Below are 12,355 nucleotides of genomic sequence, written 5' to 3'. Positions count from 1 at the left end.
TCAACACCACGATGTACGCCATCGTGAAGAACGTGGCGAAGCCACCTCGGATCTCCCGACCCGTGGTGGACCGGCGGGCGGAGATCTCGAAGAAGCGGTCGAACGCGTTGCGCGGGTGCGCGGGATCGGGCGGTGTGCCGTGGTCCGCCGGCGGGGCAATGGCCATCGGGTCCTCATCTTGTCGATCAACCGGTTTGTCGCGCGCATCGTGCCAGATCACCCGGCGGACAGGAAAGAACGATCACGTACGCTGGGCCGGTGCCCCAGGAGCAACAGCCGCGGCCGGAGCCGCTCGACCGCCGATGGTGCCGTTCGCCGTCGCGGGCTGATCGCCTGGGCGGTGGCCGGTCTGGTGCTGCTGATCTTCTGCCGGGGCTGGCTCACCGCGCACGGCCACCAGAACTGGCTCTGGACCTGTCTTGCCGGTTTTCTGTGGGGCTTTCCCGGTTTGGCCACGATGATGCGGCACGACGCCAACCGGCGTCGCCGCCGGGCCGCCGCCGCGCGTCAGCGCTGACCGGTCAGGAGTGCGCGTACGGCTCCGCCGGCTCGGCCGCCTCGGCGGGAGCGGGGGGCCCCGCCGACCGGCACCGCCTCGACCGCGCTGTCGTCGTAGATGGTGGGCAGCTCGGCGACCGGCGTCTCGGTGGTGTCGACGAGCGTCTCCGAGTGCGCGCCACAGCCGTGGTCGGCGCTCACCACCCGACCGTCGTCCGGGGCGAAGAAGTTGCCGCACGCCCCGAAGGACTGCCGCAGCGAGCCGGCCAGTGGCAGGTAGAAGCCGCAGGTGCCGCAGCGGGCGGCGGCCGGTGCGGCGGTCGAGATGGCGGCGTCCGGGCCGTGGTCGCCGTCGTACCACCGCTGGGCGGTGTCCGCGCGCCCCTCCCGGGACAGCACCCGGGCCCGACCGAGGCCCAACTCCCAGGCGGTCTCCTCCACGGCCGGGTCGTCGGAGAGCAGGTACCCGGGGGCGAGCCGCTCGTCGTCGGCCGGGCTGGGCAGCAGGTCACCCGGACCCAGGTCGCCCGGCTGGAGCCGCTCCTGCCAGGGCAGCCAGCCGGGGGCGAGCATCGCGTCCGAGCCGGGCAGCAGCACGGTCTCGCAGATGGTGACGTGTCTGCTGCGCGGCACCCGGGTCACCGTGACGGCCCAGCGCCAGCCGCGGTAACCGGCCATCCGGCAGTCGAAGTAGTGGGTGACGACCCGGTCGCCCTCGGCGACGGCCTGGAGGTGGTCACCGACGTCGGTCGGCTCCACCTCGGTGATGGCGTCGCGGGCCACCTCGACGGCGGCGGCGCAGACCTGGTCGAGCCGGGGGGCGCGGGCGGAGGCGGGCCTGGTCACTCCACCATTGTTCCCCATGCCCGTCGGCGGGTTCTCTCCGGGTGATGCGGCACGCACGGAGTAGATGGGTCAGGATGGGACACATGGCGCTGTCCTCCCGCTCCGGCCGCTCCTTCCTCGGGCGGACCGTGGGCACCGGCATCCGCGCCACCCGGCTGCTGTTGCGGGGCTCACTGCACGGCGGGCGCTGGATGACCCGCCGGGCCGGCACCGCCCGGGCCCGCAGCGCCGGCAACGAGGTGGGCATGGTCCGCCTGTTCGACCTGCACGCGCTCTCCTGCGCCGGCGACACGCTGATCGCCATCGGCCTGGCCGGGACGATCTTCTTCGACGTGCCGCTGGGCGAGGCGCGCAACAAGGTCGCGCTCTACCTGCTGGTGACCATGGTCCCGTTCGCCATGCTCGCACCGGTGGTCGGCCCGCTGCTCGACCACTTCCGCCACGGCCGGCGGTACGCGCTGGCCACCACCATGCTCGGCCGGGCGTTCCTGGCCTGGCTGATCTCCGACTACATGGGCGGGCTCGGGCTCTACCCGGCGGCCTTCGGGGTGCTCGCCCTCTCCCGCGCCTACGGCGTGGCCCGGTCCGCGGCGGTGCCCCGGCTGCTCCCCGACGGGTTGGGGCTGTCCCAGGTCGGCGCGCGAGCCAGCGTCTACGGCACGGTGGCCGGCGCGCTGGTCGCCCCGATCGGGTTGGCCGCGTTCTGGTTCGGGCCGCAGTGGCCGCTCCGGGTCGCCACGGTGATCTTCCTGATCGGCATGGTCGTCTCGCTCCGGCTGCCGCCCAAGGCCGACTCGGAGCCGCCGGAGCGGATGCCGCACCCACTGCGGGCGATGCGCCGCCGCGACGGCGAGCGCCCGCTGGGCCGGGGCCGCCCCGCCGGCCGCCTGGTGATCGCCACGTTGATCGGGGCCGCGGCGCTACGCGGGATCTACGGCTTCCTGCTTCTCTTCCTCGCCTTCGCCATCAAGGCCGGCGACCTGACCACCGACTTCTTCGGCCGTGAACTCGGCGCCCAGGCCGCGTTGGGCCTGGTCGGCGGCGCGCTGGCGGTCGGCACGTTCCTGGCCACCGCGCTCGGCACCCGGCTGCGCATCCACCGGCCGACCGCGATCCAGTCCAGCGGCTCGATCGTCGTGGCCGGCGTGGCGCTGCTCGCCGCGATCAAGTTCTCGCTGCCCATGGTGGCGCTGCTCTGCCTGGTGGCGGCGCTGATGAGCGGGATCGCCAAGCTGGCGGTGGACGCCTCGATCCAGGAGCGCATCCCGGAGCGGCTGCGGGCCAGTTCGTTTCGCGCACTCGGAGACCGCGCTGATGCTCGCGTTCGTGGCCGGCGGCGGGCTGGGGCTGGTGCCGTTCACCGGCCTGATCGGGGTGGCGGTAGCCGCCGGCGTGGCCGCGCTCGTGGCCGTACGCGGTGTGCTGATCGCCGGCCGACTGCGCGGCGAACACCTGGTCGGTCGCCCGCTCGGCGACGACGAGGTGATCAGCGGTCACCCGCTCGGCGACGACGAGGTGATCAGCGGTCACCCGCCGGTCACCTCGTTCGACGACCCGGCACCCACCTCGCCCGCGCCGCAGCGGGTCGACATCCCCCCGCCGGACGACGACGCGCTCGCTCCGCCCGGCTTCCACATCTACCGCCCCTCCTCGTCGGTCGGCGGGGTCGGGGCGGCGGAGGACGAGAACCGGCGCGACCCCCGGGGGCCGGTGGCGTGACCGGTCTGCTGGTGGTCACGGCGGTGCCCGCCGAGGCCGAGGCGGTCCGCGCCGGCCTCACCGACCCGACCGTGACGGTACGACCGGTCGGCGTCGGCCCGGCCGTCGCCGGCGCCGCCACCGCGCGCCTGCTGGCGCTGGCCGAGGCGGCCGGCCGGCCGTACCGGGCGGTGGTCAGCGCCGGCATCGCCGGCGGCTTCGTCGGCCGGGTCGCGGTCGGCGGCACCGTGCTGGCCGACCGCAGCGTCGCCGCCGACCTCGGTGCCGAGTCGCCGGCCGGGTTCATCCCGGTCGAGGAGCTGGGCATGGCGCCCGAGCTGCTGGGTGGCGGCCGGACCGTGCCCGCCGACCCGGCCCTGCTGGACGCGCTGCGCGCCGCGCTGCCCACGGCGACCGTCGGCACCGTGCTCACGGTCAGCACCGTGACCGGCACCGCCGCCAGCACCGCCACGCTCGCCGACCGGCACCCGGACGCCGTGGCCGAGGCCATGGAGGGGTACGGCGTCGCCGTGGCCGCCACCCACGCCGGGGTCCCCTTCGCCGAGCTGCGGACGGTCTCGAACCCGATCGGCCCCCGCGACCGCGGCGCGTGGCGCATGCGCGAGGCGTTCGCCGCGCTCACCACCGCAGCCGCGGCTCTCCGCTGACCGGCAGCTCGAACCGCATCACCGCGGCCCCTCTCGACTCGACCCGGAAGCCGCATCTGCGCAGCAGGCCCACTCCCGGCTCATCGGTGACGGCGTGTGCCGACGGTATGTCGCAACGGGCCATTTCGGCGGTCAGCGCAGCCACCAGCCGCCGACCGATGCCGAGAAGCCGGTACGCCGGCGCCACGAGCACCCCGTCCAGCACGAGGTGGCACCGGCCCGGCAACGGGAAGCCGAGGAGCAGTTCGTCGCTGCGCTCGTGTGCGCGCAGCTCGCCGATCAACTCGCCGTCCGGCAGCTCGGCGACGAATCGCCAGGACGTCGCCGGCAGCGTGGGGTCGAGGTGTCGCCGGACCTGACACTCCCGGCGCACCCAGGCCCGGGCCCGGTCGCGGTCCCGGTGTTCGCGGTCGAGTCGGTAGGTCACGGCCGGCAGGGCCGACGCGTAACCGGAGAGGGCCGGGAAGTGCGCCCACCAGGCCCCCGGCCAGTCCTTCGGCTCGCGGACCTCTCGGGCGTCCAGGTGCGCCGGGCAGTGCCGCCCCGCCGCGTCCCGCAACTGTTCCGACACCGTCGGCAGCAGCCGATCCCTCTCGCCCGGGGGCGCAATGATGACCCGCCCGCCCGCTGCCACGACCAGCCGCGCGACGGTGCGGAAGCTCGAACCCACCGACCGCCCGCACTCGATGCGGGCGACCGTCGTCTGCGGGACTCCCGACCTCTCGGCGAGCTCACGCTGACTGAGGTCGGCCGCCCGACGCAACGCCCGCAGCGTCGCTCCCAGATCGGTCGCTCCCAGATCCGTCGCTCCCACATCTGTCGCCCGCGGATCGGTGTTCGGTTCGGCGTCAGTCACCGTGCCATGTTCGACCGTCACCGCGTCGTCCTCCACCCTGCGGCAACTTCCTGTGGATAACCATGTGGAAAAGCCGTTCCGCTGGGGACGAGGGGTCCGCGAGCGGCGCCCTGCAAACTTGATGGCAAAGGGTGAGTCAGTCCTTCCGCCAGCGGTGCACGTCCCGGCGTGACCAGCACAGGCGAGGTTGCCCAGTGGGACTGACCCGGCGGGGTGTGCCCGCGTGGGCGGGGGTGAACGACCGGACCGATGGCCGACCCGTTCACGCCATCAAGTTCGCAGGGCCGGCGAATGACTCTCCGCCACCAGGGAGCGGGCGAGCCGCGTCGGTCACACTGGTCGGGTCGGGGTGGCGGTCGGCACCGGCGACGGAGTTACGGTGAACGGGTGGCGCTCTCCCTGGCGATCTCCCCCTGCCCGAACGACACGTTCGTCTTCGACGCGCTGGTGCACGGCCGGGTGGCCGGGGCGCCGCCGGTCGAGGTGACCTACGCGGACGTGGACGTCACCAACACGGCCGCCGAGCGTGGGGCGTTCGACCTGGTGAAGGTGAGCTACGCGGCGCTGCCGTGGCTGCCTCGACGACTACCATCTGCTGCCCTGCGGCGGCGCGCTGGGCCGGGGCTGCGGCCCGCTGGTGCTCACCCGGGGCGACCGGACCGACCTGTCCGGCGCGACGGTGGCGGTGCCCGGCGAGCGGACCACGGCGTACCTGCTGTTCCGGCTCTGGGCGGCGGACCAGGCGCCGGCGCGGATCGAGGTGGTGCCGTTCCACGAGATCATGCCGGGCGTGGCGGCCGGCCGGTACGACGCCGGTCTGGTGATCCACGAGGCCCGTTTCACCTACCCGCGCCACGGGCTGACCGCGCTGGTCGACCTGGGCGAATGGTGGGAGGGCGACACCGGGCTGCCGATCCCGCTCGGCGCGATCCTGGCCCGCCGTGGCGCGGTCGACCCGGTCGAGGCCGCCGCCTGGATCCGGGAGTCGGTGCGGCAGGCCTGGGCGGACCCGGAGGCCAGCCGCGGGTACGTCCTCGCGCACGCGCAGGAGATGGAGCCCGACGTGGTGGACCGGCACATCGGCCTCTACGTCAACGAGTTCACCGCCGACCTGGGTGAGGCCGGCTTCGCCGCCGTGGAGGCGCTGCTGGGCCGGGCCGCCGACGCCGGGCTCGTCCCTCAGACCTCCAGCTCGCGCGCCACCGCGTGGACCAGCTGAGCGATCTTCTGCGCGGCCTTGCGATCCGGGAAGCGCCCCCGGCGCAGGTCCGGCTGGACCTTCGCCTCCAGCACCTTGATCATGTCTTCGACCAGGCCGTGCAGTTCCTCGGCCGGCCGGCGACGCAGCTCCGCCACGGACGGCGGCGCCTCCAGCAGCTTCACGCCCATGGCCTGGGCGCCCCGCCGGCTGTCCACCACGCTGAAATCGACCCGCTGGCCACCCTTCAGGTCGGCGACACCCGCCGGTAGCGCGCCCTTGGGCAGGAACACGTCGCCACCCTCGTCACTGGTGACGAACCCGTATCCCTTGGCCGCGTCGTACCACTTCACTCGACCCGTCGGCACCTGTCGAACCCCGCTCCACTCGAACCGTCTACCCCTCCAAGGCTAGCCCGATGATCCGGTCCACCGCCGCCGGGAATTCGCCGAGATCATCAAGCACCAGTTCGGCCCCGGCCGCGCTCAGCTCGGCCGCCGAGCAGGGGCCCGTTGCCACTCCCACGCCCGGGATTCCCGCTGCTCGTGCGGCCGCCATGTCGGCCACGTGGTCACCCACGTAGAGCGTCGCGCCGTGCTCCCGCAGCGCGGTCGCCTTCTGCTCGGCGAACAGGTCGCCGGCCAGCTCGTCGACGGCCAGGTCGAGGTGGTCCAGGTGCAGTTTCGCCAGCCGGCCGATCTTCGAGGTCACCACCATCACCCGCCCACCGCGCTCGTGCACCGCGCGCACCGCGCCCTCCGCGCCCGGCATCGGCACCGTCGGCGTGATCGCGTACGCGGGATACAGCTCGCGGTAGAGCGTCACCGCCTCCTCGATCCGCTCCGGCGGAAACCAGTGCGCCAGCTCGGTGCGCAGCGGCGGGCCCAGTCGGGACACCGCCAGTTCCGCGTCCACCGGCACGCCGGTGCGCTCGGTCAGGGCCCGGTAGGCGGCGGCGATCCCGGGACGGGAGTCGACCAGGGTCATGTCGAGGTCGAAGCCGACCATCAGCGGAGGCATGCCGAGAACGTACCCAGCGGGCTAGCGTGGTACGACGATGACCACCTCACTCGCCGACCATCTGCGGGCCCTCCCCGACGAGTCGCTGGCCGCCCTGCTCCAACTGCGGCCGGACCTCGTCGTGCCGGTGCCGGCGGACGTGTCCGCTCTCGCCCTGCGCGCCCAGTCCCGGGTCTCCGTGGCCCGGGCGCTCGACGGGCTCGACCAGTTCACTCTCCAGATCCTCGACGCCGCCCGGCTCACCCGGGGCCCCGACGGCGCCACCTCCACCGACCAGATCCTCGCCACGGCCACCGCCGGGCCGCACCCGCCCGCCCCGACCGCGGTCCGGGCCGCCGTCGACCGGCTCCGGGCGCGGTTCCTGCTGTACGGCCCCGAGCACGACCTGACCGTGGTGGGCGGCGTCGACGAGGTGTCCCCGTACCCGGCGGGGCTGGGTCGCCCGGCGGCGGAGCTGGACGCGCGCGCGGCGGCCCTCTGCGCGGACCCGGCGAAGCTGCGGCGGGCGCTGCTCGCCGCGCCGCCGTCGGCCCGGGCGGTCCTGGACCGGCTCGCCGCGGGGCCGCCGGTCGGCACCGTGGCGCCGGGCGCACTGGAGGCCCCCGCCACCGGCGGCGAGGACGTGCTCCCGCCCGACCTGGTCAACGGCGGCGCGCCCACCGGCTCCCCGATCCGCTGGCTGGTCGAGCACCACCTGCTGGTGCGGATGTCCGGCGGCCCCCACGGCACGGTCGAGCTGCCCCGGGAGGTGGGGCTGGTGCTGCGCCGCGACACCGGTCCGCTCGGCCCGCTGCGCACCAGCCCGCCCGAGGTGTCCGCCCCGCCCCGGGAGACCAAGGCCGTCGACTCGGCCGGGGCCGGGCAGACCATGGAGGCGGTCCGGCACACCGAGGCGCTGCTGGAGGCGCTTGTCGTCGAGCCGGCCCCGGTGCTGCGGTCCGGCGGCGTCGGCGTACGCGACCTGCGCCGGCTCGCCCGGCTCCTCGGGCTGGACGAGCCGACCACCGCGCTGATCTTCGAGGTGGCGTACGCGGCGGGGCTGACCGGTGAGCTGGAGCTGACCGGCGCGGCCACCACCCGGTACGGCGGCGACCAGCAGATCGCGCCCACCGGCGGGTACGAGGTGTGGCGCGCGGCGTCGCTCGCCCAGCGCTGGGAGCAGCTCGCCCGGGCGTGGCTGGCGATGACCCGGCAGGTGGGTCTGGTCGGCCAGCGGGACGACCGGGACCGGCCGATCTCGGTGCTCTCGCCGGAGGCGGAACGCGCCGGTGCGCCGGCCGCCCGCCGCGCGGTGCTCGCCGTGCTGGCCGACCTGCCGGCGGCCACCGCGCCGACACCGGACGAGGTGCTGGCGCTGCTGGAGTGGCGGGCGCCCCGGCGGGCCCGGGGACGGGAGACGGCGCACCGCGACGTGCTGGCCGAGGCGGCCCGGCTCGGGGTGACCGGGCTGGGCGCGCTCACCTCGTACGGGCGGCTGCTGCTGGCCGAGCTGGCCGACGCCGACGAGCGGGGCGACGACCCGCTGGGGCTGCGCTCCGACGCCGAGTCGGGCGACCCGTCGACGGCGGTACGCGCACTGGACGGGCTGCTGCCCGCCCCGGTCGACCACGTCCTCGTGCAGGCCGACCTGAGCGTGGTGGTGCCCGGCCCGCCCGACCCGGCGCTCGCCGCCGAGCTGGACGTGGTGGCCGAGCACGAGTCGGCGGGCGGGGCGAGCGTGCACCGGGTGACCACGGCCAGCATCCGGCGGGCCCTGGACGCCGGGTACACCGCCGACGACCTGCACGCGCTGTTCCGCCGCCGGTCGCGTACCCCGGTGCCGCAGGGGCTGACCTATCTGGTGGACGACGTGGCCCGCAAGCACGGCGGGCTGCGGGTCGGTTCGGCCGGGGGGTACGTGCGCAGCGACGACGAGGCGCTGCTCACCGAGGTGCAGGCGGACCGGCGGCTGGAGTCGCTGGCGTTCCGCCGGCTGGCCCCGACCGTGCTGGTCACCCCGTACCAGGTCAACCGGATGCTGCTCGCGTTGCGCGACGCGGGATACGCGCCGGTGCCCGAGGACGCCAGCGGCGCGACGGTGCTGTCCCGGCCGAAGAACCGGCGGGCGCCGGCCCGGACGCCGCTCACCGGCCGGACGGTGGACCCGCTGGCCACGCCGAGGCTGCCGATGCCCCGCCTGCTGGGCGTGGTGGAGCAGATCCGCCGGGGCGAGGCGGCGGCCCGGGCGGCGCGGCGGGCCCCGGCGGTGGTCCGCGGCGGACCGGCGGTCACCGGCCCGACGGCGGTGCCCGGGCACGGCGACGCGTTGGCGGTGCTCCAGCAGGCGGTACGGGACAAGGCGCGGGTCTGGGTGGGTTACGTCGACGCGCACGGGGCGACCGCGTCCCGGCTGGTCCGGCCGGTCTCGATCGGCGCCGGCTACCTGCGCGCCGAGGACGACCGCACCGAGATGCTGCACACGTTCGCGCTGCACCGGATCACGGCCGCCGTGCTGGAGGAGTGAGTCACTCCCCGTTGCGGCGCAACGTGCCGATCACCGAGATCGCCAGCAGCAGCGCGAACGCCGCGCCGGCGGACTCGCCGACCGAGTCGACGAAGCCCTGCCGCTGCACCAGCAGCCCGAAGAGAAACCAACCGAACACGCCCGCGGCGGCGGTCGCGTAGCCGACCAGCACCGCGGTGGAGACCTGCGGCGGCGTCCGCTCGTCCTCGGGAAGCACGTCCTGATCGACGGTCATGCCAGCCCCTCCCCGCCCGGTGGTGGACCCGGCTCCCAGGGTACCGGCAGCTCAGGTGCCGGGACGGCGGCCGATCACCACCACGCGGGTGCCGACCGAGCCCAGCTCCCAGAGGCGGACCGCGTCACGGTGCAGCAGGTTGACGCAGCCGTGCGAGCCGATCGCGCCGTTGTGCAGGTAGGTGGTGGTCTCGTGGAAGCCGATGCCGCCGTTGAACTGCTGCCAGTACGGCAGCCACACCTCGTACGGGTTGGACCACTCACGCAGGTTCTTCCAGCCGACCGAGTACGTGCCGGCCGGCGTGGCGTAGCCGGACATGCCGGTGCGGGTGACGGTCGGGCCCAGCACCACCGTGCCGCCGCGCATCGCCCACACGGTCTGCCGGGTCAGGTCCACACAGAACGTGAGCCGGGCGCCGGCCCGGCAGCGGGACACGTCTGTGTCGGCCAGCCGCTTCGCCACGTCGTACGTGGTGGGGCCGGCGCGACCGGAGGCCGGGCTGATGCCGTACCGGTTCTGGAACTTCTTGATCGCGACGCAGTCGGCGGCGGACTGCGCACCGTCCACGGTCAGCGTCCCGAACCCGCCCAGCCGGCTCAGGTAGCGCTCCACGGCCCGTTGGTGCTCGCCCTGCGGGCACCCGGCGGAGCGGCTCGGCTTCGGCTTGGGCTTCGGGGAGGCGGTCGCCGACGGCGACCGGGAGGGTTTCGGCGTGGCCGTCCGGCTCGGCTGCGCCGGCGGGGACGTGGCCGACCGCTCGGGCGTGGGCGGCGCGCTCGCCCCCGATGCTCCCTCCGTCAGCCCGACCGGCGCGGGGGTGGTGACCCCGGCGCCCTCCGTCTGCGGATCGAGCGCGCACGCGCCGACGCCGACCAGCACGACCACCGCCAGGCCGGCGACCCGGGCGAGAAACCGGACACGCTTCATGGGCCCTCCCTGGACAGTTGTCCCGCTTGCTAGACGTGTGAGAGGAGTATGACGTTGCCTGTCCAGCGAGACTTTTTTCTGACCTTCCCCGGCGTGCAACACTGGATGGTCCGCCTTCGGCAGGTCAGCCGCCGTGCGGGCAGGTTTCCGGGCCAGGCGAGGAGGACGCGGCGTGAGTGGTGGACCACTGATCGTGCAGTCGGACAAGACGCTGCTGCTGGAGATCGACCACCCGGACGCGCAGGCCTGCCGGATGGCCATCGCGCCGTTCGCCGAGTTGGAGCGCTCCCCCGAGCACGTGCACACGTACCGACTCACCCCGCTGGGGTTGTGGAACGCGCGGGCGGCCGGTCACGACGCGGAGGGCGTGGTCGACTCCCTGATCAAGTATTCGCGCTACCCGGTGCCGCACGGCCTGCTCGTCGACGTGGCCGAGACGATGGACCGGTACGGCCGGCTCCAACTCGCCAACGACCCGGTGCACGGGCTGGTGCTGCGCGCCCTGGACCGGGTGGTGCTGATCGAGGTGGCGAAGAGCAAGAAGCTCGCCGGCATGCTCGGCGCGAAACTCGACGACGACACCATCGCGGTGCACCCGTCCGAGCGGGGCCGGCTCAAGCAGGCGCTGCTCAAGCTCGGCTGGCCGGCGGAGGACCTGGCCGGGTACGTGGACGGCGAGGCGCACCCGATCGAGCTGGCCGAGTCCGGCAAGGACGGCGGTAGGCCGTGGACGCTGCGGTCGTACCAGCGGGAGGCGGTGGAGGCGTTCTGGGCCGGCGGGTCGGGCGTGGTGGTGCTGCCCTGCGGCGCCGGCAAGACGCTGGTCGGGGCCGCGGCGATGGCGGAGGCGAAGGCGACCACGCTGATCCTGGTCACGAACACGGTGGCGGGCCGGCAGTGGAAGCGGGAGCTGATCGCCCGCACGTCGCTGACCGAGGAGGAGATCGGCGAGTACTCGGGCGAGCGCAAGGAGATCCGCCCGGTCACCATCGCCACGTACCAGGTGCTCACCTCGCGGCGCGGCGGCGCGTTCACCCACCTGGACCTGTTCGGCGCCCGCGACTGGGGTCTGGTCGTCTACGACGAGGTGCACCTGCTGCCCGCGCCGATCTTCCGCTTCACGGCGGACCTCCAGGCCCGCCGCCGGCTGGGCCTCACCGCGACGCTGGTCCGCGAGGACGGCCGGGAGGGCGACGTGTTCAGCCTGATCGGCCCGAAGCGGTACGACGCGCCGTGGAAGGACATCGAGCAGCAGGGCTGGATCGCGCCGGCGGAGTGCACCGAGGTACGGGTGACGCTCACCGACGCGGAGCGGCTGGCGTACGCGACGGCGGAGGCGGAGGAGCGCTACCGGATGGCGGCGACCGCCCGCACCAAGCTGCCGGTGGTCCGCGCGCTGGTGGAGCGGCACCCGCAGGAGCAGGTGCTGGTGATCGGTGGTTTCCTCGACCAACTGCACCAGCTCGGCGAATACCTGGACGCGCCGATCGTGCAGGGGTCCACCACGAACAAAGAGCGGGAGCGGCTGTTCGACGCGTTCCGCTCCGGCGAGGTGCGCACACTGGTGATCTCGAAGGTGGGCAACTTCTCCATCGACCTGCCGGAGGCGGCGGTGGCGATCCAGGTGTCCGGCACGTTCGGGTCGCGGCAGGAGGAGGCGCAACGGCTGGGCCGGGTGCTCCGCCCGAAGGCCGACGGCCGGCAGGCGCACTTCTACACCGTGGTCTCGCGGGACACCATCGACACCGAGTACGCCGCGCACCGGCAGCGGTTCCTCGCCGAGCAGGGGTACGCGTACACGATCGTGGACGCCGACGACGTGCTCGGCCCGAAACTGCCGACGGTCGAGTAGACGAACCGGGTCCACCCGGGTGTCGGTCCACAGTGGCACAATCGTGGCCGTCAC

9 protein-coding genes and 4 pseudogenes are annotated in these 12,355 nt (G+C 74.3%); 6 read left to right on the top strand and 7 right to left on the bottom strand.

Annotation, left to right across the window (positions count from 1 at the left end):
* Nucleotides 1–166: pseudogene (locus TPA0908_RS27160) on the bottom strand (NCS2 family permease); the annotation flags it as partial.
* Between the two features lie 92 nt (nt 167–258).
* Between TPA0908_RS27160 and TPA0908_RS27155 the strand changes: the two are divergent.
* Nucleotides 259–517 (top strand): annotated as a pseudogene (locus TPA0908_RS27155) (DUF2530 domain-containing protein).
* Here TPA0908_RS27155 and TPA0908_RS27150 read toward each other — a convergent pair.
* Entirely contained in the window at nt 508–1,362 is an 855-nt protein-coding gene (locus TPA0908_RS27150; protein WP_281942752.1) for a DUF3027 domain-containing protein, read from the bottom strand. The pseudogene TPA0908_RS27155 and the gene TPA0908_RS27150 sit on opposite strands and share 10 nt — an antisense overlap.
* A gap of 65 nt (nt 1,363–1,427) precedes the next feature.
* On the opposite strand from TPA0908_RS27150, the pseudogene TPA0908_RS27145 reads away from it, so the two are divergent.
* Nucleotides 1,428–3,063: pseudogene (locus TPA0908_RS27145) on the top strand (MFS transporter).
* The gene (locus TPA0908_RS27140; RefSeq protein WP_281942750.1) at nt 3,060–3,710 is read left to right on the top strand and encodes a futalosine hydrolase; all 651 of its coding nucleotides are present in this window, start codon (nt 3,060–3,062) and stop codon (nt 3,708–3,710) included. Before TPA0908_RS27145 ends, TPA0908_RS27140 begins: the two are co-directional and overlap by 4 nt.
* Here the strand turns inward: TPA0908_RS27140 and TPA0908_RS27135 are convergent.
* The gene (locus TPA0908_RS27135; protein ID WP_281942749.1) at nt 3,682–4,566 is read right to left on the bottom strand and encodes a GNAT family N-acetyltransferase; all 885 of its coding nucleotides are present in this window, start codon (nt 4,564–4,566) and stop codon (nt 3,682–3,684) included. The genes TPA0908_RS27140 and TPA0908_RS27135 overlap by 29 nt on opposite strands.
* Nucleotides 4,567–4,953: 387 nt before the next feature.
* Here TPA0908_RS27135 and TPA0908_RS27130 point away from each other — a divergent pair.
* A pseudogene (locus TPA0908_RS27130) lies at nt 4,954–5,785 on the top strand (1,4-dihydroxy-6-naphthoate synthase).
* On the opposite strand, the gene TPA0908_RS27125 reads toward TPA0908_RS27130, so the two are convergent.
* Both TPA0908_RS27125 and TPA0908_RS27120 read right to left on the bottom strand, forming a co-directional pair.
* Nucleotides 5,746–6,132 carry a cold-shock protein gene (locus TPA0908_RS27125; protein WP_073826071.1) on the bottom strand — a complete coding sequence of 129 codons (387 nt, stop codon included), beginning with the start codon at nt 6,130–6,132 and terminating at the stop codon, nt 5,746–5,748. The pseudogene TPA0908_RS27130 and the gene TPA0908_RS27125 sit on opposite strands and share 40 nt — an antisense overlap.
* A gap of 28 nt (nt 6,133–6,160) precedes the next feature.
* Nucleotides 6,161–6,784: an HAD family hydrolase gene (locus TPA0908_RS27120; RefSeq protein WP_281942746.1), complete on the bottom strand. Its 624-nt coding sequence runs from the start codon at nt 6,782–6,784 to the stop codon at nt 6,161–6,163.
* A gap of 37 nt (nt 6,785–6,821) precedes the next feature.
* Here TPA0908_RS27120 and TPA0908_RS27115 point away from each other — a divergent pair, with 37 nt between their 5' ends.
* Nucleotides 6,822–9,287, top strand: a complete 2,466-nt coding sequence (locus TPA0908_RS27115) for a helicase-associated domain-containing protein (RefSeq protein ID WP_281942744.1) — start codon at nt 6,822–6,824, stop codon at nt 9,285–9,287.
* A gap of 1 nt (nt 9,288) precedes the next feature.
* Here the strand turns inward: TPA0908_RS27115 and TPA0908_RS27110 are convergent, their stop codons facing one another.
* A complete protein-coding gene (locus TPA0908_RS27110) occupies nt 9,289–9,522 on the bottom strand; it encodes a hypothetical protein (protein WP_281942742.1) in 234 nt (77 codons plus the stop codon).
* A gap of 51 nt (nt 9,523–9,573) precedes the next feature.
* On the bottom strand, nt 9,574–10,449 hold the full coding sequence (locus tag TPA0908_RS27105; protein WP_281942740.1) for a L,D-transpeptidase family protein: 876 nt from the start codon (nt 10,447–10,449) through the stop codon (nt 9,574–9,576).
* A gap of 172 nt (nt 10,450–10,621) precedes the next feature.
* Between TPA0908_RS27105 and TPA0908_RS27100 the strand changes: the two genes are divergently transcribed.
* A complete protein-coding gene (locus tag TPA0908_RS27100) occupies nt 10,622–12,301 on the top strand; it encodes a DNA repair helicase XPB (RefSeq protein ID WP_281942738.1) in 1,680 nt (559 codons plus the stop codon).
* The last annotated feature ends 54 nt before the right edge of the window (nt 12,302–12,355 follow it).

This window comes from Micromonospora sp. AKA38 (assembly GCF_027925725.1).
Lineage (GTDB): Bacteria > Actinomycetota > Actinomycetes > Mycobacteriales > Micromonosporaceae > Micromonospora.
The sequence above is the reverse complement of the archived record's forward strand: the minus strand, read 5'-3'. Positions and strand labels throughout refer to the sequence as shown.

Excerpts from the sequence above, each read along its gene's own strand:
- TPA0908_RS27150 (WP_281942752.1), bottom strand. The coding sequence starts at position 1,362 with ATGGGGAACAATGGTGGAGTGACCAGGCCCGCCTCCGCCCGCGCCCCC.
- TPA0908_RS27105 (WP_281942740.1), bottom strand. The coding sequence starts at position 10,449 with ATGAAGCGTGTCCGGTTTCTCGCCCGGGTCGCCGGCCTGGCGGTGGTC.
- TPA0908_RS27120 (WP_281942746.1), bottom strand. The coding sequence starts at position 6,784 with ATGCCTCCGCTGATGGTCGGCTTCGACCTCGACATGACCCTGGTCGAC.
- TPA0908_RS27110 (WP_281942742.1), bottom strand. The coding sequence starts at position 9,522 with ATGACCGTCGATCAGGACGTGCTTCCCGAGGACGAGCGGACGCCGCCG.
- TPA0908_RS27115 (WP_281942744.1), top strand. The coding sequence starts at position 6,822 with ATGACCACCTCACTCGCCGACCATCTGCGGGCCCTCCCCGACGAGTCG.